We start from the raw sequence: 21,894 nt of genomic DNA, 5'->3' as shown, positions 1-21,894 counted from the left end.
TGGTTGTACCCCTAAAATATGTATAATTTGTGAATTATTGACACTGTATGTCATCCCCTGGCGAAGTTTATCGAATAGAATAAGGTGCCTCACTTCTAGTGCGCTGACGATGAGGCCTCTTAGATTCGGAGACTCCCCTAGTAGTAGAGTGAATTTTCCGGGAGCGGGGAAAGAAATGAATAGTTTTATGGGTGCACCCATGTGTTCAGTACTTTTTATATAATTAAAGATGAACACGGGGAGCAAGATCAAGGGTAATAGGAGTATAGTTTGTGACCTGGTAAGTTTAATGCAATCTTTGACAATCCTCTCCAAATCTTGGTGTGATTATGATAGAATGAACCTACTTATAATAAGGCATTCAATAAGTGAATGTCTTTTTTAATGGTTCGGGAGGGAATAACATGAAAGTACGAAAAGCGATTATTCCGGCAGCAGGGTTAGGGACACGGTTTTTGCCAGCGACTAAAGCGCAGCCCAAGGAAATGCTTCCGATTGTGGACAAGCCGACGATTCAATACATTGTCGAGGAAGCGATTGAGTCCGGAATCGAGGATATCATGATTGTGACTGGACGGGGAAAGCGCGCGATTGAAGACCATTTTGATAAGTCTTATGAATTGGAAGAGACACTGCTCAAGAAAAGTAAAGTGGACTTGTTTACTGAGGTGCAAGGCATTTCTCAACTAGCGAACATCCATTATATTCGCCAAAAGGAACCGAAAGGGTTGGGGCATGCAATTGCCTGTGCGCACAGCTTTATCGGAAACGAACCATTTGCCGTAATGCTCGGGGATGATATTGTGCGGACGAACGGTAAACCTTGTCTTCGTCAATTAATTGAGTCTTTTGAAGAACATGAAGCTTCAGTGGTTGGTGTACAAGAGGTGCCGGCAGAGGATGTTTCCAAGTACGGGATTATTTCGCCATTGATTCAACGAAGAGGGGCTGACGTAATTGAGGTAGCCGATCTTATCGAAAAGCCGGAGCCAGCAGAAGCACCTTCCCGGCATGCAATCATGGGCCGGTACGTCCTTACACCTGAAGTGTTAGAGATCTTAGAAACCCAGGAGCCTGGGGCAGGGAATGAAATTCAATTAACCGATGCTCTACGTACGTTAAATCAGTTTCAGTCTGTGAAAGCTTATCCTTTTTCCGGAGAACGGTATGATGTCGGGGATAAGCTAGGTTTCGTGAAAGCGACGGTTGATTTTGCTTTAGCGCGTGAAGATCTGCGAGACGATATGGCAGCTTATTTAGAACAACTTAAAGCCTATGAGAATGTATAAAAGGCAGGAGGAAGACAACATGAACATCGCCGTATTTGGCACTGGCTATGTGGGGTTAGTCACAGGGGTCACCTTAAGTGAAATAGGCCATAACGTCGTCTGTGTAGACCTGGACGAAGAAAAAGTGGACGCTATGAACAAAGCTCAATCTCCTATTTATGAGCCAGGTATTGAAGAATACTTAAAGCGAAACGTAGAAGCCGGGCGGTTATCTTTTACAACAGAGTATTCCGAGGGGCTTGAAGAGGCAGAGGTGGCTTATATTGCAGTAGGTACTCCAGAAAGAGAAGACGGCACAGCGGACCTACGTTTTATTGAATCGGTAGCGGAAGATCTAGCGATGTGGATGAAGCGGGATATGACGATTGTGACTAAAAGCACGGTGCCTGTTGGAACGAACGACTGGATTCGTTCGATCATAAATAGCATCTCATCCTATGAGTTCACCATGGTCTCCAACCCAGAATTCTTACGCGAAGGTCAGGCCTTGCATGATGCGTTTCACGGCGACCGAATCGTCTTCGGTGTGGAAGATGAGCAAGCCGGTGAAACCATGCGAGCCATAAATGCGCCGTTCGAACTACCAATGTATGTGACCGACATTCGTAGTGCGGAAATGATTAAGTATGCTGCTAATGCTTTTCTTGCCACCAAGATTAGTTATATCAATGACATTGCTTTACTTTGTGAAAATCTTGGCGCCAATGTGCATGATGTGGCCGCAGGGATGGGCATGGATGAGAGAATTGGTCGTTCGTTTTTAAACGCTGGCATTGGATATGGCGGTTCCTGCTTTCCAAAAGATACAAGTGCGCTTGTAACTATTGCTGACCAAGTTGGCCAAGACTTCTCCTTGTTAAAAGAAGTGATAAACACAAATGACAGGCAGCGCAATCTACTTGCCGACAAAGCAAAAGAGCGTCTTGGGAGTTTAAGAGGAAAGAAAATTGCCGTACTCGGTCTTGCCTTCAAGCCAGAAACGGATGATATGCGCGAAGCAGCTTCTATTCCATTAATTGAGTCGCTAGTGTTAGCAGGAGCAGACGTCTATGCGTATGACCCAATAGCAGAAGAAAATGCACGTCGTTTGCTACCAGAAGCTGTGAACCTGGTAGAGTCAAAAGAAGAAGCACTAGCCGGGGCTGAAGCAGCTTGTTTAGTGACCGAATGGCAGGAATTTAAAGAGATCGATTTAAGAGAACTACCCGAAATAATGGAACACCCTATCCTTCTTGACGGCCGCAACGTCTTCTCATTAGAAGCAGCAGACGAAGCGGGAGTGGAATACCACTCGATTGGGCGTCCTGTTGTTCACGCTCCTTCTGAAGAAGAAGCTCAATCTACCGTTTAAGTGAGAACTCATTTTTTATAAATTGGCTTCTAAGTCGTTAAGTTATTGTAAACTAGATAATAGAAAGCTTAGCCCTGCAGAAAGTGAATCTTTGTGGGGCTTTTTAATGTGCAAAAACCTCTCAATATAATAGTGAAATATTCTCTATATAACGACATATTATGACAATGTTTTCACCTTTGTTGCTTTACAGTAAAAAGAAAATAGTTAGGAGGTCTTAGGAATGAAGGATTGTTTAGGTTTAAAAGTCTTAATGGGAGTTGTGCTCTTCTTTTGTTTAGCTGTAACAGCAAATGCTTCTGAACGGCAAGTATTAGTGTTTGTGGGGGACAAAGAGCCTGAATTTACGAATGAACCTATCACCAATCAAGGCAGAACATTAGTTGAAATGCGGCCTATAATGGATGCACTTGACTTGAATGTTACGTGGGAACCAAATGAACAAAAAATTGGAATAGAGGGAAATGGAGTTTCTGTCCAATTGTCGGTAGGTAGCCAACAAGCAAGGATTAATGGGGCAGTTCACTCTATTGATGTCCCTCCCCAGGTGCGAGATGGACGTACTCTTGTTCCGCTGCGATTTATTAGTGAAGCCACGGGAATGGATGTGTCTTGGAGTAATGAGGCTCATATTGCCCATATCCACGAGGGAGAACTCCCTGTAGTAGATACAACTGTAGCCTCGACAAAGGATGAAATCTGGCAAGAAGCAAAAAGAGGAGAAATTGGCCCTTTTTCGCAAGAAGATCGAGAGAAAACATTAGCTGAGATTGTACATAATTATGGCATGCCCGATGCTCGCCATGACGGTACTCCTGAGTCAGATGATACTCCTTTTGTCGTGTACGGGGATTTTGATATAGAATTTAATGGAACCGCTGCTGAAGTTAGGGACAGGGAATGGCATCATTATTTGAGCCAAGGAGAAGTGACAGGGATTAGAGGCAGAGTAGGAAATCAAGGTTCAATTGAAGAATGGGCGGCCCAATATGGGTCTTATGAGGACTCTATGTTTGGCTTGCAACAAAAATATTTCTATTCAGTAGGCGGGTATCAAATGACACTATATGAGGGTTACACTGGGGACATATTTTCATACAGTGTGGGAAGATAAGTGGATAGTTGTTAACAGCTATTTATTCCGAGTAAAAAAGAGGTTTTTAAATAACAGGTTGAATATATAAAATTTCAAAACTATAGGAAGCGTACCATTAAGTAGTAAAAACTCCCCGCAAGGTTCTTGGCGGGGAGTTTTAGTGTCTGAGAAGAGCTTTATCCATATGTCTCATTTACCAAGAGCTAATGTTAATAGATTTCTGGCTCTATAGTGAATGTTGTGGTGTAGGCTTTACCTAAGCGGATGGGTGGGCATTTTTTTATAAAAAATGCATCCTGCCCCCTCTCTTTGATAACCTTGAGTTGGCAGACAAAAGGCAAGGAAAGGAGCAAGATGCAAGTTGAGGACCGAAAGTACTCCCTAAGGTGATTGCGATTGATGAATGTACAGGCGATGCGTTTGATAATAAATATGCTTTTACATCGCGTCAAACCTTTAAAAGCGGAAGTTCTGCAGTGAGAAATTACGTGATTATTATTTCAATACAAAACCATCTTTCAGAACGTCATCAGGATCTACCATGAATTGTTGGAAACCGGTGATACTTGCTTTCCCTTTGATTTTCGGTATGACCCCTTCATAGGAGCCAACTTTCGTACGGCCGATTATTTCGCCTTTCATCTCACTATCTAAGATACCGGCATGTCGGAATTCTTCAGCGTTTTGCAGCTTATGAGAAGCGGCTAACTTAGCTATGAGTGCAGCCGTGCCAGTCCCACAAGGGGAGCGGTCAATCTGGCCATCGGCAAAGACTGTTACGCTTTTTCTGTTCACTGGTCCGCTTTCAACCTTTTGTGAAAATATTACTCCGTATAACCCTTGCAACCCTTCCTCCAACGGGTGCTGAATCTGAACGTTGCTTTCTACTTCTGTTTTTATCCTTGCAAATAGTTTTTTTAAAAGAGATAGGTTTTTAATGTCTGGAGTAAGACCTAAGTCTTCTATATCTACGATGGCGTAAAAAGCACCCCCAAAAGATATGTCCGTCTTAATAGTTTTATCGTCTACCTTTATCTCTAATCCAGTTTCTAGAACAAATGAAGGCACATTCTCAAAAGCTACTTCTTTTACAATTGTACCTTCCGTTGTTGTATCTGCTCGAATTTCTCCGGCAGGGCTGTCTATTACTAGATGTGTTTTTTCACTTAGTAGTCCGGTTTCAAAAGCTGCAGTTGCTACCGCAATGATGCCATGACCGCACATCGTACTTAAGCCTTCATTATGCATAAACAGTACACCCATATCTGCATTTGGCGTAACCGGAGGCGTAATGATACATCCATACATTCCGGCGTGCCCCCTTGGCTCTAACATTAATACTCTCCGGATATCGTCAAGGTTCTCTTCGAAAAACTTCTTTTTTTGCAGCATTGTTTTCCCTGAAATGGGTGGTACGCCACTCGTTATAATACGTAATGGTTCACCGGCTGTGTGTAAATCAATTGTTTGAAAGTAACGCTGTATTTCCATGTAGTACCTCCTAAGCTAAATGACTAGATTTAGTATGTTCGTTAAGCCACTCGTTCCATGAGTTCTGCATTTTTTTTCTACCTTCATTGATATGTGGGTTAAAACTCAAGGGGGCTTGATCTCTAATTTGCTGTACATTCTCTACTGAACGATTTACTTTTTCTTTGAAGTTTTCATGGTTGGTGGCGTGCTGAAGAATGGAATAGGCGGCAACCTCTCCTTGAGCTAGAGCTACCTTGGCGCTCTCAATCCCTGTAATGTTGCCTGCTACAAACAAACGATCAACAGGTGTTTCCATCTTTTCACTATGGAGTGGCACATACCCACCTAATTCTGCTGCATCGAGGAAAGGACACCCTGTTAGAGCTGCTAGTTCAGCTAGAGGATACAACCCACCTGCAATACAAACGAAGTCAGCTTCAATTATTTCTTCTGTTCCTTCTATCGGATTTCCATTTATATCTATAGCCGCAACTTTTACACCCTCAACCTTACTTTCTCCTACTATTTCCAGTGCTGCTTTACGTAAGTGGACGGGAAAATCCCAAATTTTAAATCCACGTTTAGGGAAGAAGCGGGTGCTTAAGTTCCTCATATATTTCCATTTAAGCAGTGGACTGGACCATTGTATTAATTTTGAAGGGGCTAGATGAGAGATGTGGCTCAGGGATTCCATCACATGTAATGGATTAGCAAATTCTTCATTAAACTCTGTTTTCTTTGGAAGTACCATAGATTTAATATGAATGCCTGCCATATCAAGTTCCATAGCAATCGCTGATCCTAACACGCTTATCCCTATAATAACTCCAGCATTACCCGGTTTAACGCGTTGAACAGTAGTCATAACTTGTGCTGCCCCTACGGACATTACTCCCGGCAGAGTCCAACCATCTATCGGTTGCGGTGCTTCAGCAGCTCCCGTTGCTAAAAGCAAGTAAGAAGAAGTTAAAAGCTCAGCATTTGTATGAACTGTCCATGCGTTCTCACTATTTTCTATGTGTATAACTGAAAGCCCAAGCTTTATTTCAACTCCTGAGGAAAGAGCTTCCTCATAAAGTCTTTCTGATTCCTGTAATCCATTCCACCATTCGCCGTCTTTCTCTTGATACAACTGACCCAGAAGACGCCCGCCTGCTTTCATGTACTCATCAACGACGGTGACGGACAAACCGTTACGGGCACATATAATGCTTGCTCTAAGACCGGCAGGCCCCGCGCCTACGATAATTAAATCACTCATCAAAGCTGCCTCCTTGCTTTAGAGGATTAGGAAGCCTTTTACCTGATTCGACCTTCATATTATCTTCAATCACTGTAAGGCAAGCTCTACATCCTTCTATATCATTAACGGTCACTCTGCATTCAAAACAATGACCGATATTACAATAAATCCCTCGCGCACTTCCACTTTCTTCGTGGTGTCTCAACGTTCTGATGTCATTACTTAATAGTGCTACAGCAACTGTATCTCCCTCTTCTCCAACGTAGGTTGTGTTATCAAACGTGAACGTCACAGCTTCTTTCTTTGGTCTTTCCCCTAAAATAGGATGATGATTGATTCTATCCATGATGATCACCTTGCATACGTTGAAATGTTATAGGGCGAACAGGAGGCTGATATTTTAAAGGTATAACCTGTGATTCCAAGCGTTCATTTTTATTTTGTGAGATTTTATCCAATAATGGTCTGCAAACTCTTCCGCCGCAGTATCCCATGCCAGCCCGCGTTCGCAGCTTTAACTCCCTAGCGTCGCACTGATACTTTTCTTTCGTTGCTCGTACTGTTTCATAGGTGACTTCTTCACACCTGCATAAAATCATACTATCGCCTCCTTTTTAACTACTTGAAGTAAATGCAAGTTCAATGCCAAAAAGACCGTCTCGTTAATCTGGAGACGGTCGGTTGTGCGTTTTATTTCTTTCTATTCAATGTGTAATCGTTTCATGCGATTATAAAGGGTAGCGCGTGATACCCCTAGTTGTTTTGCACATTCTAATTTACTACCATTACATTCATTAATAGCTTGCGTTATGATTTCTTTTTCATAATACGCTAATTGGTCTTTTAAACTGCTAGCTGGATTGTATGTAACAGCAGCGCTGTCACCTGCAGTGTTATTGAAATCACTTATTGTGACAGAAGTGTTATCTTCATTCGTCTGTTTTTCCATAAACGGTATTTCATCGGATTGGATTTCCCCATTTTCTGAGAGTACAACGACCCGTTCAATGACATTCCTTAATTCCCTGACATTACCCGGCCATGAGTGATTAAGAATCGTTTGCATAAACTCCTGGGAAAGGTGTTGAATGGGTTTATTATATTTCGTAGAAAATTCGTATAAGAAATACTGGCTCAATTCCAGAATATCTTCTTTTCGATTACGCAAAGGAGGGATTGTAATACTAACGACATTAATGCGGTAATAGAGGTCCTCACGAAACTTACCTTCTGTTATCAGCTTATATAAATCCTTATTGGTCGCAGCCACTACTCTGAAATTCACCGATTTTTCTTCCGTAGCCCCTACAGGAAAATATTTCTTTTCCTGTAAGACACGAAGAAGCTTAACCTGCATTTCATATGGCATTTCTCCAATTTCATCTAGAAATAATGTCCCGTCTTTCGCCAGCTCCACCTTGCCTTTTTTTCCTTGTTGATTAGCCCCTGAAAAGGCTCCTTTATCATACCCAAATATTTCACTTTCAAATAGAGCCGGCGGAATAGCACCGCAGTTAACGGGTATAAAAGGGGCCTGAGAACTTTCACGCGCATCATGAACTGCTTTAGCGAATAACTCTTTCCCCACACCGCTCTCACCAAGAATTAAGCAATTGGTGTCAGTGGCAGCTACTTTTTCAATATGATTGATCGTTTTTTTCAGTACCTTACTATTTCCTTTGATTTGTGCATATGGACTATTTGAGCTTTTTAACTGAGCCATTTCTTTCTCGAGCTGATGAGCTTTAGCTGATATGTTAAAAAACTCTTGATTCATTCTTACCTGAGAGGTGATATCAGTCTCTGAAACTACCGCGCCTACAATTTTATCGTTTAAGTAAACAGGATTGGAATTTATTAATACGACTAAATCTTCACGGGCTTGATGTTGATGGCGATACAGTGATCTGCCTTCACTCAATGCTTTATTGATTTCTAGCATGTCACTGTCGAAAAATTCAGTTATATTACGCCCCATCACTTCTTCCTTTGAATAGGAGAAAAGGTTTTCGGCACCTCTTGTCCAATACTGAACACGCTCTAAACTATCAATCACAGTACAAGATTCTTCGATCGTATCCAATATTGTGTTAAGGAAAACATCTAATAATTCATAAGCGTAGTTTAGGTTAGACAATAAATCGTGTGCATTAAGTAACCCCAGCACTTGTTCGTTTCTATCCAGCACTAACATTTGATTATTATTGCTACAATGCTTTTTTACAGCCTTCCAGTTCATTGCTGCTCTTACTATATCAACTCTTTTCCAGGCCCAGCCTTCATTTATTTCATCAAAATAACCTGCAAAATAGGCATTTTTACTCTTATGAAAAAATACGGGCGTTTCCCCTTTCTTTAAAGTATCGACTTCGTGTAAGTCATGTAATTCAATCACTTTATAATCGATTAACTCCGGAATATGAATAGTCTGTTCCAAAAACGCACACCTCCATACTGTTTAAAAATGTATACATTTCTAATTATTTTTACACACATGTCTGAATTTTTCAAATTCAATAGTTGTGTGATTTGATTGATAGATTTCTGTTTAATTGTGTTACCACGCTATTATATAGAATGGCACAATAATTGCATTTAATATCATGAAGAAAAGAAAGGAAGGGGGCAGTCATGAACCATAGAGAGATAGTAATCATAGGCGGGGGGATTATCGGCGCCGCAATTGCTTATTATACGTCACGTGCAGGCTATGAAGTGACAGTTCTGGAGAAGAATGCCTTAGCAAGCGGTACTTCTTCTAAGTGTGACGGCAATATTCTAGCAATTGATAAAGATCCTGGTTTTGATTCTCAAATGTCGGTAGTAAGTCAGGACTTAGTAAAGGAATTGACTAACGAACTTGATATTCCATTTGAGTATCGAAACCCCGGAAGCATACTGGTTTGTGAAAATGAAGATGAAATGGAAGCAGCAGCAAAGTGGGTTGCTCAGCAACAAGAAGCAGGCTTGCCATTTACAATGCTGGACCGAAATGATTTAAAGAATGAGTCAAAGTATTTTGCTGACGACCTTCACGGAGGATTGGAGTGCCCGACCGATGCAACCGTGAATCCTTACTTGCTTACTTATTCGTTGATGGAGAAAGCCAAACAACTCGGCACTACGGTGATCACAGGGACCGAGGTTCGGAACTTAGAGACTGATATATATAATAACTTCAACATCAGCACAAGCAAAGGAGAATTCACCGCGAAAAAGGTGATAAATGCCGCAGGAGTTTGGGCTCCTCATATTGGTCATATGCTCGGCGTGGACATTCCTATTAAACCAAGAAAAGGGCACATTATCGTATCTTCGCGTCAAAATCCTGTAGGTCCACGTAAGGTCATGGAATTTGGTTACTTAATATCAAAGTTCGGCGGCGAACGCCAAGTAGATGAAGTAACAGAAAAATACGGAGCTGCTCTAGTATTTGAACCTACAGAGAGTCAAAATTTTTTACTCGGGAGCAGCAGAGAGTTTGCAGGATTCAATACGACTGTAAATATGGAGGTCATAAAATGTGTCGCCCGAAGAGCTATACGGTTTTACCCCAGTATGAAAAACATGAACATCATTAGAACGTATGCTGGGTTGCGACCTTGGACATCTGATCACCTCCCCATTGTTTCAAAAGTAGATGATATCCCTGGCTTTTACATCGCCGCAGGCCATGAAGGTGATGGCATCAGCTTAGCTGCTGTGACTGGTAAAGTAATGGCAGAAATGATACAAGACCAAGATGATACAATCATACCAACTGAACCACTTCGTCTGTCTAGATTTAAACATGCAGAGGTGAAAACGTAATGCACGCTAATAAACTATTTCGAACGATAGACACGCATACAGGTGGCAATCCAACAAGGACGGTCGTAAGTGGGCTCCCGACGCTGAATGGGGAAACAGTGGCTGACAAAATGCTTGATATGAAAGAAAACCATGATTGGATTAGAAAATTCTTAATGTACGAACCTCGAGGACATGAAGTAATGTCTGGCGCGCTTCTCGTAGACCCATGCCACCCTGACGCTGATATAGGTGTAATATTCATTGAAACGGGTGGATACCTGCCGATGTGCGGCCACGATACGATCGGCGTTTGCACTGCACTTGTTGAGGCAGGAATGATTAAATGCACAACTCCTGTCACTGCTCTCACCTTGGAAACACCTGCGGGAATAGTAAAAGTTGAAATTGAAATTGAAAATGAAAAAGCAACAAAAGTAACATTCCAAAATATCCCTTCATTTAAACTGAAAACAGTAGAAGTGGAGACTTCGGTATTACAAAACTCTTCAATTGAATTATCACCTCAGCATTCAAGTATAACGTGCGATATAGCCTATGGTGGTAACTTTTACGGCATTATAGATGCGAAGAGTTTAGGTTTGAGAATAACTCCAGATAACGCTTCAGAAATCATCGAAACAGCAGTTACAATTAGAAATCATATTAACGAAATTGCAGAGATTGTTCATCCTGAACACCCTTTCATAAAAGGCCTGACCCATATTGAATTTTCTACTGATCCGACTCACCCTCACGCCTCAGTGAAGAATGCTGTGGTGGTCCCACCAGGAGGTATAGACCGCTCCCCATGTGGCACAGGTACTTCAGCTAAGCTGGCAACACTTTATGCTAATGATTCGTGGTCATTAAACGTCCCTTTCTTGCATGAAAGTATAGTTGGATCACTGTTTGAGGCGAGCATCATTGAAGAAACAAGTGTGGGCAAGTTAAACGGAATTATTACAACAATCAGTGGGCAAGCCCACATTATGGGTATGCACACGTTCGTAAGTTCAGCAGAAGATGAATTAAACGAAGGTTTTCTATTAATCGAAGAAATGGAAGTTCATTAATATTTTTGGAAAATTTTAAATTGGCACACCTTTTGCAATATTTAATAGCAGAAAGTAAGAAAGCATTATTTTGCTTTAACAAGTAATCAGTGAAGTCTCTAGCAATTTTAGTTTAATCAGGAAGGGGGGTTCATTAAATCATTAATTTTGGGTTTCGATTAGGCAGGGAGCAGGTTGATTTTTACTACTTATTTTAGGAGGGGTTACATTGACTTATAAAAAAACGTTACCGATTAGCTTAGCTGTTGTATTAGGACTTATGACTGCATGCGGTGATGAAGAAGCTGCATCAAATGAGGAGAACGCAGAAGCGGAGAATGGTCAGGATGAAGAAGTAGGAGCTGAAGCTGAAGGGGATGACAATGACGAAAATGGGGCAGAGGATTGGCCAGACGAAACGCTAACGATTGTTAATCCATTTTCATCAGGTGGATCCATTGACAGACAGTCGCGGGAACTCACTCCTTTGCTTGAAGAAGAACTTGGTGAAGCAGTAAATGTTGAAAATAGGGAAGGTGGAAATGGGTTAGTTGGCGCTCAAGATCACCTTCAAAATGATCCAGATGATGGGTCGCATATCTTATTCCATTCACATCCCCACTTTGACGGCGGTATCTTCAGAGGAGCGGAATATGAGTTCGATGACTACGATTACATGGGGACTGTTCATGATTCCCCGATTGGATTGTTTGTTCCTGAAGACTCTGACTATGAAACATTTGAAGATTTAATCGATGACTTGGAGAACAATCCAGGTGGTCTAAACTACGGCATGCTCACAGGTTCTTGGGAGGACGTTGCAGGTCAAATGCTGCTTGATGAATTAGGGCTAGAAGCTGCCGGTGTTCCTTATGATGGGGGCGGGCCACTTAGAACCGCATTAGTTTCGGGTGAAGTTGACTTTGCATTCACAGACATTGAAGGTGTGTATGCAAGCATTGGTGACGAAGCAAGAGCACTAGGTCTATTTTCTAACGATCCATATCCCGAAGACACAGATGTTCCCCTTATGAATGATCTAATGGGAGAAAAGGGCGAAGATATTGATTTTCCAGAAATGTCTAGCGTTCGTTACTTGAAAGTAAAGGAAGGCTTTAAAGATGAGCATCCTGAGCGCTGGGATATCTGGATCGACGCGTTGGAAGCAGCTGTAACTAGTGACGAATATGTCGAGTGGGGACAAGAACAAGGCATGAACTTAGAATGGCAAGGTCCAGATGAGACTTATGATTTCCTCAGTGAAAGTCATGAAATCTTCTTGGAGTACGGAAGTGCAGAGGAAGAGTAATAGCCAAAAGGACAGGGGGAGATAGTTATGGCGGAAAAAATAGGTAATTTAATCTTTTTGATTATCATTTTTGCCTTCGGGCTCTATTACTATATGGACGTTCAATCTCTCCTCCATTTTGAAGAACGGTTGATAGTTGAAATTCTTTTCTGGTTTTTAATGATTCTGCTTCCCCTGGAGGGGGGCAGAATCATATATAAAATGGTTAAAGAATCAGCAGGGAATTTTACCTTCAAACAACTTTTACATAGTTGGTTTATGAACAAACCAGCGCTCCTCCTTACCGGTCTGGTAATTTATGTAGTTTTAATCCCCATTCTAGGTTTTTTTACAGCGTCTCTCACTTTCATAGTCGTTTTTAATATTTTATTGAAAAGTACAAAGGTATGGGAAATAACTTTACTTCCTGTAGGCGTACTCACGTGTATTTACTTTATATTCGTCTACTTTTTAAATATTCGGCTTCCGGAAGGTGTTTTATTTTAAAGGCAGAAGGGAGGGATTCACTTGTCTGTTTTAGACGGCGCTGCATTGATGGAAGGATTAAATCTGATTATGTCACCTACAGTGTTACTCTTTATTATCCTCGGGATCATTGTAGGTATTTTCTTAGGATCACTTCCTGGCATATCAGGAGTAATGGGGATTGCGATTATGCTCCCAGTAACCTATCAAATGGAAGCTATACATGCTCTCATGTTTTTGACAGGTATTTTCACAGGCTCTGTTTATGCAAGCGGTGTAACCGCAATATTATTAAATATCCCTGGTGGACCAGGTGCAGTAGCTACTACATTTGATGGATACAAGCTTACTCAAAAAGGTAGACAAAATGAAGCTTTGGGAATTGGGATCGGCTCTTCCGTCCTCGGCGGAGTGATTAGCTATGTGCTAGTTTTGTTTTTTATACAGCCGCTCGGGCAATTGGTTTTGTCTTTTGGAGCGCCTGAAATGTTGATGTTAACACTCTTTGCCCTTTCCGTCATCGGAGCTGTCCAGGGGAGTATTATTAAAGTATTTATTGCTGGTACATTGGGCCTCATGCTTGGAACGATAGGAGCGACAGCCTTTGGCAGTCCGCGAGGAACGTTCGGCCAGGCCAGTCTTTACGAAGGAATTGAAATTATTCCTGCACTTATGGGGCTGTTGGCACTCTCTGAGCTATTTTTTCTGATATCCAGGAAATTCATTGTTGATGATGGCGCCGAAGTGCAAAAGAACTTTAAAGATCTTTTGAGAGGCGTGGCCCAACCCTTCAAAGAAAAGGTAAACAGCATTCGTTCTTCATTAATCGGGATGTTTGTCGGCCTGCTTCCGGCTGCCGGCGGGACCGTTGCTGCAATTTTAAGCTACGGCCAAGCACAAATGTACTCGAGAAAAAAAGAGAACTTCGGTCACGGGGAGCCGTCAGGCGTAGTTGCTGCCGAAGCTGCCAACAGTTCTTCTGAAGGCGGAAGTATGACAACGATGATGACGTTTGGAATTCCAGGAGGGAGTGCGACAGCTGTTTTAATGGCTGGATTTATGATTCACGGATTAATCCCCGGACCTTACTTAATTCGTGATGATATGGATTTAGCTTACGCGGTTATTTTAGGGAATATCGGGCAAATGTTTATCTTGTTGGTTCTGGGTATAATTTTCGTTTGGTACTTCAGTAAAATTGTTATGATTCCAACGAGACTTTTAATCCCTATTATTGGTGTACTTGCCATACTTGGCGCTTTATCAATCCGTGGATTATATATAGATGTGATTCTTACTCTAATTTTTGCTTTTATTGGGTTTGTAATGCGGAAATTGGATTATCCAATCATAGCTATTCTTCTGGGGATTATACTCGGAAGTATTGTTGATACCGAACTTTCACGGACCATTATTATGTACGAAAATAATCCAATGCAGCTTTTTGAAAGACCTGTTTTTGTGATCATGTTAGTGCTGACAATCATTATGTTTTTGTTTCCAACTTTACAAAAACTTTATGGAAAGTCGCGTGAAAAGTCGTCGTCATAGAAAGCCTGTTCTGATGTCTCTATGTTTATATATCTAGTTGAGAAAGGGGGAATACAATGATTCATCTAAGTTATGAAGAGGTTTATAGCACAATAACAATGAAAGAAGTCATTGAGGAAATTGAAGCTTTTTACCTTGATCCTACTAAACATCATGCGGTTGTTCCTGATCGTTTATTTGTTGAAGACGGGGAGAACACAGCTATTTTAAAACCTTCCTTTTTTGATGAATTTTATACTGCCAAGCTTGTAGGTATCGCTCCCGGTAATGCAAATAGAGGTGAACCAACATTGAAAGGAATGGTTTTCCTATCAGATCGTAGCACGATGGAACCATTAGGACTATTTGACGCTAAATCAATAACAGCATTACGTACAGGAGCTTTAGCTGGCTTAAGTATTCGTCATTTGACAGATCCACATCTTTCTTCAGTCGGCATCATAGGTACGGGAGAACAAGGATGGAGCCACCTAGAAGCTGCTTTAGCTGTACGACCTATTACGGATGTTTATATTAACAATCGAAGTGCTGAAAGGTTAAAAACATTTAAAGAACAAGTACAAAGCCACTTTGAACATTTAAATGTCCATGAAGTGGATGCCCATGAGTTGGTAAGGTCCGCTGATATCATCATAGCTACAACAACTTCTACTACGCCTGTACTGCCGGAGTATAAGGAGGTGGATTATGCTGGGAAACATATTGCCGCTTCAGGATCATTCAGACCTCACATGCAGGAGATCCCTGCTTCTGTATTAAAACATGCAAACCGCATGTTTGTTGATACGTATGCTGCTTTTCATGAATCAAAAGATATGATTGTAGCTAGAGAACACGGTAAAGATGAGGATTCAGTTTTTACACTGGATGACCTTATCAATCAAGCGTCTTTCAATACTGATGCTCAAAATAGAGAGCTAACTATTTTTAAATCGGTAGGGAAATCAATTTATGACTTGATAACGGCCAGATTGCTGTATAAAAAATTAAAACAAATTGTTTAAATTTTTAGTCATTACAACTAACCATGTCTATTTAATTGTACATTTACAATTTTTTAGACACTGAACGTAATGAATTAGCATCTCTACAACTTGGCATGCATATTGCATTATTCAATACGTGAAACAACATTTAATTATTTGGGAAAGGGTGTTTATTAGATGGCTAATTTTGAAGGGGTACATGTTGCATTAGTAACTCCATTTACAACTAATTATGAAGTTGATTATGAGAGAATGACGGAGTTGTGTAATTGGCTAATTGATAAAGGAGTTGATGGATTAATTCCTGTAGGCTCACTAGGTGAATACACTACATTGGAGGACGAAGAACGCGCTCAAGTTGTTGAAACGGTAATTGAGGCAGCTAATGGAAGGGTACCGGTTGTTGTAGGGACAGGCGCTCCTTCAACAAGTAAAGTTATTAAGTGGGCAGAACATGCAAAAGCATCTGGAGCTGCTGGGCTTATGGCTCTTCCACCTATTAATTATAACCCTTTAGAAGAAGAAGTTATTCAGCATTTCAAAGAGCTCTCTAATGTTGGTCTTCCCGTTATTGCGTACAACAATCCCAGGGATTACCCTACAGACTTAACACCTGATCTGCTAAGAAAGATTTCTGCATTCGAAAATATTGTCAGTGTGAAAGAGTTCTCAGGTGATATCCGCCGGGTCCACGATATCTTAGACCAAACCAACCTTGAAGTGATGATCGGTGTTGATGATTTAGCTTTTGAAGGAGCAATCGCCGGGGCTTCAGGATGGATTTCTGGAGTTCCTAATATTCTGCCACAAGAAGGTAAGAAACTGTTTGAAATGGGTCAGAACGGTGCAATTGAGGATGGACTTCGTTTATACCGGGAACTCCTTCCGCTATTTCATTATGACGCGGAACCACAACTTGTGCAGTCCATTAAACATATGATGGAACTGGGCGACATGGATTGCGGACCAACACGTCCACCAAGGCTTCCTCTATCAAAAAAACATTATGAAAAAATAGAACGAGACTTCCAAAGAGCTAAAAATTATTCGATTTTACAATAAGGAGGATTTCTGGTGTTAATTGCAACTAGCATTTTAAATAACAGTAAAGTTAGTGAAACCAATGAGCAAAGAGAATGTTATAACCCGTCTCATTTAACTGAACTTGTTGGCCGAATTGATCTCAGCCCTAATTCTGTTGTGAAGGAAGCTGAAACAGCTGCCATCTCTGCTCAAAAGGAATGGACAAAACAAACAGGAGCTCAAAAAAGTCAATTACTCTATACAATGGCTGAAGCTTTAAGTAATCATGCTGAAGATCTCGCTGAATTAGGAAGTAAAGAAATGGGAAAGCCGATCACGGAAATGAAAGGCGAAGTACAACGGGCTATTCAACTGTTTAAATATTACGCCTCTGAAGGAGTACATCCAGATGGAGATACCATCCCTTCAAGTGCTCCAAATGTTCTGCAATACGCTAAACGTAAGCCACTCGGAGTAGTAGGTGTTATTACGCCGTGGAACTTCCCGATAGCTATACCGGTCTGGAAGATTGCACCTGCCTTAATCTGTGGAAATTCAGTTATATGGAAACCTGCAGAAAATGCAACACTCACGGCCTTCAAAATGATGGAGATTTTTATAAGCAATGGATTACCTGAAGGGCTCATTAATCTCATCGTAGGAAAGGGAAAGGACGTTGGAAATGAGCTTTTAGAGAATACCAACCTTAATGCTGTTAGCTTTACCGGTTCAACCGGAGTAGGGCAAATGGTAGCTGAAAAATGTGCGAAACGAAATATTAAATTCCAAACAGAAATGGGCGGAAAAAACCCGGCTGTAGTGTTGAATGATGCAGATGTGAACAAATCTGCTAAAGCGATATTAAGTGGTGCCTTCCGCTCTGCCGGCCAAAAGTGTACAGCTACAAGTAGAGTAATTGTAGAAGAACACATAATGAACGATTTTAAAAAAGCTCTTCAAGATGAAATGAGAAATGTGGTTGTAGCACCTGCAGAAGAAGGAAGTGCCTACGCTGGACCTGTAGCTTCTGAAGACCAATACCGTAAAGTAAAAAGGTATTACGATTTAGCTAAAGAAGATGGAAAGGTGGTCGCTGAAAACAGCATCCCTGACGAGAATGGGTATTTCATTTCGCCTTTGATCGTAGAAGGCATTGGCACAGAACATCAATTATGGAAAGAGGAAGTGTTCGGTCCGCTAATCATGCTAGTACCAACAAAGGATGTTCAAGAAGCTACAGAGCTTGCAAACGATACGGAATTTGGCCTAAGCGCTTCTGTCTTTACCAATAATCTCTCGGAAGCCCATTATTTTCTCGAACACACCGAGGCAGGGATGGTACGTGTGAATCAAGAAACTGCCGGTGTTGAATATCAAGCTCCATTTGGAGGTATGAAACTGTCCAGTTCACATACACGTGAACAGGGACAAGCCGCGCTGGCCTTCTATAGTGAAATGAAAACGTATGCTATCAACCATGGGTGGTAGACATAGTGTGACGTTTTGTTTTAATGGCTCTCCCCCTTAATTAATATATCATTCTTTTAAAGAGCTGCTATTTCAGAGCTCTTTTTTTTGCTGGTAAAGGAATGTCAAAATTGTAAAAAAGAATACTATCTTGTGCGCTCCACTTAAAAAATAAAAAAAGCTTTAACTGCCTGGGCGGACAATAAAAAGCCTTGCAGTGCAAGGCTTTTTAGAGAGTTATTGGCGTACTTTCAATGGAAATTGAGCCGTTATTTTACGTAGGTGTTCTCTAGACTGATGCCAACACCATGGTACCAAAGACATCCTTCGGAATGTTGGGAAATAGAGATTTGGTCTCCGATTCGCGTCAAGGTCATTTCGCAGTCATTAGGGTCATTAATAAGGGAAGCAACATGCCCGTCTTTCTCAGCCGTGCCGCTAATTTCGCCGACATGGTTATAAAAGACATTGGCAGTAAAATCAAAGGTGGTATCAGTTTCATTGTAAATGTTTAGCTCGCCCCGTACGTCTGGGTGAGCGTCAATCTCATAATTTCCCTTCCATCTTTCACTCGTTTCAGGCATCTCACCAATAAAGGCGGTATTTGCGGTTTGGTTCCACTCTACCTCATATCCGCTGGCTTCACTGATAAAACGAAGAGGAATCACAGTACGACCTTCTACCACCGTTGGAGCGACATCTAATTCATGAGTTTCTCCATTCACTGTTGCATAACGACTGCCTACTTGCATATTCACTTCAGGGCCTTCTCCTGATGTTTCAATGGTTCCTGTAGCTCCATCCCAACTCACATTTAAATCCAGCGCCTCTATAATTGGGCGAAATTCTACGAGCGTTCGATTGTTTGTAATTGAGGGTAAATTTGTGAAATTCGGGGTTTCTCCATTTACTAAAACATTCGGAGAGGAATAGTATGCTTGTGTGGAATCGGTTGTTCCTAAAATACCTGCAAAAACGAGAACCATAGTTAGAATGAGCTTTTTCATGTGTTGGTAGACTCCTTTAAGTTATAGTAGTAGGGTTCTTGCAAACCAAGTTGAGTTATGTACTAAGCTTTGGTTGCTATGCTTTTGTAACATTATTGAAATACACAATGTATTATACAGTTATTTAGTTCTAAAGTCTATTATAGATTGGTTGCAACTAGGTAATTAGATATTGTTTTTTGAAAAAACAGCTGCAAAGAAACCAGGTTACATATCTATCGAAAACCGTAGATAATCACGGCTCCTACCCCATCATTTGACTAAGTACCCTTATTTTTTAATAGATTCATAACTTTGCTGTTAAAAATAATGCTCAAAACAGGTGAAGCTTTTCATAATATGGGTAAGATAAGAATAGTTTAAACAATGATGATGCCCCCTACCTCCCTCAAAGTCTTGACCCATAACCCTATACGGAATTTTTAAAGTAGCCGATGAGTACGGCGGGCGTTTTTTACCACGTATGCAATCTTTTGTACCATCTTTTGCGGAGACCTTACCAGTTTTAAAAATGGATGCAGCTTCAGTTAATGAAGAATGCATCCATCTTGTTCAAATAAGAAGCGCCCGAGGAAAGCTATATTTATTATCGCTTTCCTGCTTACCCTCTTTCAATGATCACCTTATGATTTATGCTTTTTTACTGTAGTTTAGATTATGACTCTTTAGCGTTTTATCTTTCCCGAATAAGAAGTGTTTCTCCATATCCGGTGAATATTTGGAATTAATGGTTTCATATCCTATCGCTTCTGCTATTGCTCTGATCATCGCAGGTGAGGCCCCGCAGCAAAGACCAATATAATTAATACCAATATCTTTTGCTTCTCTCGCCCATTCCGCTAATTCGTACCGATTGTGATAAAGCGGGTCTAAGGATGTCGGGAACGTGGTTTCGGTCGGTAAGGAACAACTGCATCCTCCATCGGGCAAGTTGAAGAACGTCGGGTGTTCTTCTGTCGTGCGATATGGAATGGGCAATCCACCGACATATCCTTCTACCTCATTTCTAATTCCCTTCAGGTATGGCTGCATCGTATTTGGTCCGCGGAAACAGTTCATCCCAACTACTAACGCACCTTTTTCAGAAAGAATTTTACAGGATTCTTCAACGGTATAACCATCCCGCAGTTTATTTTCGCCCATCAGCCCTAATGTAACGACTGCCGGCAGATCTTGTTTTTGAATTTCCTCTAGCGCAATAACGGCCTCTTCATGGTAATAAAGAGTTTCCGCATTTATAAAATCGACGCCTTCTTCTTTACACCACGTGGCCATTTCTGCAAATATACTTCTTACTTCTTCCGCAGAATCAGCATCTTCCGGATCAAAAATATTCGTATTCGAAATGTTGCCTGCAACTAACGCTTCTTCTGTAGGATGCTCTTTCGCCACTTCCTTCGCCAAACGAATCGCACTCCGGTTTAACGGCTCATGTAAATGTTCTTTATCTATAATTCTCATTTTTTCACGGTGGGCATTATAGGTGAAAGCTAAAACCACATCTGAACCGGCATTCATGTAATCTCGATATACTTGCTTTAAAACCTCCGGGTGCTCCAACGCTACTTCTGGTACAAACGATCCTGCCTGTAAATAACCTCTGCGCTCCATTTCAAATAAATATCCTTCGGCTACAACGACTGTGCCTTCATTTAATCTTTGTTCTAAACTTCTTTTCCCCACTGCTGACCCTCTCCTTTAGTAATGTAAGGTCAGTGTAGCATTGAATAATGGTATAGCATAACACGTGAATTCTATGCTTTGTCATAACTTTAACCTATAGCAAAGTTAGTTCTTCGGCAATCGTTTCCTTTAAGAAATTGATATAAATCGTTGCCAGCGGGCTGTTTGCCACATTCTTATGTTGAATATACCCGACTGTAATGCTCTCATCCACCTTAAGCGGCACCGCCACAATATCATCGTCGTTGATGTCATAACTGATTACCCCTGTGGAAATCGTGTATCCATTCAATCCTATCAGCAGGTTAAACAACGTGGCCCGGTCACTGACACGAATATTTTTGCGCCTTGAGATGGTGCTTAATATCTCCTCGGAGAAATGAAACGAATTATAGTCCCCTTGTTCAAATGACAAATATGGATAAGGATCCAAATCAGCTAAGGTAACATACTTCTGAGCCGCGAGTGGATTAGTTGAACTGATGAACACATGCGGATTGGCCTGAAATAGCTCATGAAACGTTAAATTTCCTTCTCTAAGAAACTTCCGAATGACCTGTTGGTTAAAATCATTTACATACAAAATCCCAATTTCACTACGAAGGTTTTTTACATCATCAATGATTTCATACGTCCTCGTCTCTCGTAATGTAAACTCATATTCATCCCGATTATAATCTTTCAACAGCTTCACAAACGCACTGACCGCAAAGGCATAATGCTGGGCAGATACAGAGAAATGCTGCTGCGGGGATTGAGCCGTATTGGCATAGCGGTTTTCAAGCAAGTCTGTCTGTTCAATCACCTGCCTGGCGTAACCTAAAAACTCCGAACCCTCTGACGTAAGAACAATCCCCTTATTCGTACGAGAAAAAATCGCAATCCCCAGTTCATTCTCCAATTCTTTAATCGTATTCGACAGACTCGGCTGACTAATAAACAATCGATGCGCAGCTTTACTAATCGATCGTTGCTTCGCCACTTCAATCACATATCTCAATTGTTGCAATGTCACTTAAACTCCTCCTTCCTTTGTTTTGAGATGGTGCGTAGACTTCGCTCTTCTCTATGCAATTCTAGCATGTAGCGGTATGGGAACATAAAAAA

19 protein-coding genes are annotated in these 21,894 nt (G+C 41.2%); 11 read left to right on the top strand and 8 right to left on the bottom strand.

Features of this window, described 5'->3' with window-relative positions; all coding sequences use genetic code 11:
• Nucleotides 1-404: 404 nt before the first annotated feature.
• The 3 genes from galU (at nt 405) to D469_RS21120 (ending at nt 3,754) form a co-directional block, all read left to right on the top strand.
• Nucleotides 405-1,289 carry a UTP--glucose-1-phosphate uridylyltransferase GalU gene (galU, locus tag D469_RS0109000; protein ID WP_018923060.1) on the top strand — a complete coding sequence of 295 codons (885 nt, stop codon included), beginning with the start codon at nt 405-407 and terminating at the stop codon, nt 1,287-1,289.
• A gap of 19 nt (nt 1,290-1,308) precedes the next feature.
• Entirely contained in the window at nt 1,309-2,640 is a 1,332-nt protein-coding gene (locus D469_RS0108995; RefSeq protein ID WP_018923059.1) for a UDP-glucose dehydrogenase family protein, read from the top strand.
• A 223-nt stretch (nt 2,641-2,863) separates the two neighbouring features.
• Complete coding sequence (locus D469_RS21120) at nt 2,864-3,754, top strand: copper amine oxidase N-terminal domain-containing protein (RefSeq protein ID WP_018923058.1); 891 nt, start codon at nt 2,864-2,866, stop codon at nt 3,752-3,754.
• A gap of 477 nt (nt 3,755-4,231) precedes the next feature.
• Here the strand turns inward: D469_RS21120 and D469_RS0108985 are convergent, their stop codons facing one another.
• The 5 genes from D469_RS0108985 to D469_RS0108965 form a co-directional block, all read right to left on the bottom strand.
• Complete coding sequence (locus tag D469_RS0108985) at nt 4,232-5,227, bottom strand: proline racemase family protein (RefSeq protein ID WP_018923057.1); 996 nt, start codon at nt 5,225-5,227, stop codon at nt 4,232-4,234.
• A 10-nt stretch (nt 5,228-5,237) separates the two neighbouring features.
• Nucleotides 5,238-6,470 (bottom strand): NAD(P)/FAD-dependent oxidoreductase, encoded by a 1,233-nt coding sequence (locus D469_RS0108980; protein ID WP_018923056.1) that lies wholly within the window; start codon nt 6,468-6,470, stop codon nt 5,238-5,240.
• Nucleotides 6,463-6,798 carry a (2Fe-2S)-binding protein gene (locus tag D469_RS0108975; protein WP_018923055.1) on the bottom strand — a complete coding sequence of 112 codons (336 nt, stop codon included), beginning with the start codon at nt 6,796-6,798 and terminating at the stop codon, nt 6,463-6,465. Before D469_RS0108975 ends, D469_RS0108980 begins: the two co-directional genes overlap by 8 nt.
• Nucleotides 6,791-7,051, bottom strand: coding sequence for a (2Fe-2S)-binding protein (locus tag D469_RS0108970; protein ID WP_018923054.1), 261 nt, complete (start codon nt 7,049-7,051; stop codon nt 6,791-6,793). The genes D469_RS0108975 and D469_RS0108970 overlap by 8 nt, the downstream gene beginning before the upstream one ends.
• A 101-nt stretch (nt 7,052-7,152) precedes the next feature.
• Nucleotides 7,153-8,889 carry a sigma-54 interaction domain-containing protein gene (locus D469_RS0108965; protein WP_018923053.1) on the bottom strand — a complete coding sequence of 579 codons (1,737 nt, stop codon included), beginning with the start codon at nt 8,887-8,889 and terminating at the stop codon, nt 7,153-7,155.
• A gap of 194 nt (nt 8,890-9,083) precedes the next feature.
• On the opposite strand from D469_RS0108965, the gene D469_RS0108960 reads away from it, so the two are divergent.
• The 8 genes from D469_RS0108960 (at nt 9,084) to D469_RS0108925 (ending at nt 18,118) form a co-directional block, all read left to right on the top strand.
• Nucleotides 9,084-10,262, top strand: coding sequence for an NAD(P)/FAD-dependent oxidoreductase (locus D469_RS0108960; RefSeq protein WP_018923052.1), 1,179 nt, complete (start codon nt 9,084-9,086; stop codon nt 10,260-10,262).
• Entirely contained in the window at nt 10,262-11,317 is a 1,056-nt protein-coding gene (locus D469_RS0108955; RefSeq protein WP_018923051.1) for a proline racemase family protein, read from the top strand. The genes D469_RS0108960 and D469_RS0108955 overlap by 1 nt, the downstream gene beginning before the upstream one ends.
• Nucleotides 11,318-11,525: 208 nt before the next feature.
• Nucleotides 11,526-12,605 (top strand): tripartite tricarboxylate transporter substrate-binding protein, encoded by a 1,080-nt coding sequence (locus D469_RS0108950; RefSeq protein ID WP_018923050.1) that lies wholly within the window; start codon nt 11,526-11,528, stop codon nt 12,603-12,605.
• Between the two features lie 27 nt (nt 12,606-12,632).
• Nucleotides 12,633-13,091, top strand: a complete 459-nt coding sequence (locus D469_RS0108945) for a tripartite tricarboxylate transporter TctB family protein (protein WP_018923049.1) — start codon at nt 12,633-12,635, stop codon at nt 13,089-13,091.
• A 21-nt stretch (nt 13,092-13,112) separates the two neighbouring features.
• A complete protein-coding gene (locus D469_RS0108940; protein WP_018923048.1) occupies nt 13,113-14,621 on the top strand; it encodes a tripartite tricarboxylate transporter permease in 1,509 nt (502 codons plus the stop codon).
• Between the two features lie 56 nt (nt 14,622-14,677).
• Entirely contained in the window at nt 14,678-15,625 is a 948-nt protein-coding gene (locus D469_RS0108935; RefSeq protein WP_018923047.1) for an ornithine cyclodeaminase family protein, read from the top strand.
• 159 nt (nt 15,626-15,784) lie between these two features.
• Nucleotides 15,785-16,669, top strand: a complete 885-nt coding sequence (locus D469_RS0108930; protein WP_018923046.1) for a dihydrodipicolinate synthase family protein — start codon at nt 15,785-15,787, stop codon at nt 16,667-16,669.
• Nucleotides 16,670-16,681: 12 nt separating this feature from the next.
• Entirely contained in the window at nt 16,682-18,118 is a 1,437-nt protein-coding gene (locus tag D469_RS0108925) for an aldehyde dehydrogenase family protein (protein ID WP_018923045.1), read from the top strand.
• 248 nt (nt 18,119-18,366) lie between these two features.
• Here the strand turns inward: D469_RS0108925 and D469_RS21115 are convergent, their stop codons facing one another.
• From D469_RS21115 to D469_RS0108910, 3 genes are all read right to left on the bottom strand, one after another.
• Nucleotides 18,367-19,104, bottom strand: a complete 738-nt coding sequence (locus D469_RS21115) for a copper amine oxidase N-terminal domain-containing protein (protein WP_018923044.1) — start codon at nt 19,102-19,104, stop codon at nt 18,367-18,369.
• A 630-nt stretch (nt 19,105-19,734) separates the two neighbouring features.
• Nucleotides 19,735-20,787, bottom strand: coding sequence for a homocysteine S-methyltransferase family protein (locus tag D469_RS0108915; protein ID WP_018923043.1), 1,053 nt, complete (start codon nt 20,785-20,787; stop codon nt 19,735-19,737).
• 94 nt (nt 20,788-20,881) lie between these two features.
• Complete coding sequence (locus tag D469_RS0108910; RefSeq protein ID WP_018923042.1) at nt 20,882-21,802, bottom strand: LysR family transcriptional regulator; 921 nt, start codon at nt 21,800-21,802, stop codon at nt 20,882-20,884.
• Nucleotides 21,803-21,894 lie beyond the last annotated feature (92 nt).

The organism is Salsuginibacillus kocurii DSM 18087, from assembly GCF_000377705.1.
Lineage (GTDB): Bacteria > Bacillota > Bacilli > Bacillales > Marinococcaceae > Salsuginibacillus > Salsuginibacillus kocurii.
Note: the sequence above shows the minus strand (reverse complement) of the source record. Positions and strands in the feature narration are given on the sequence as shown.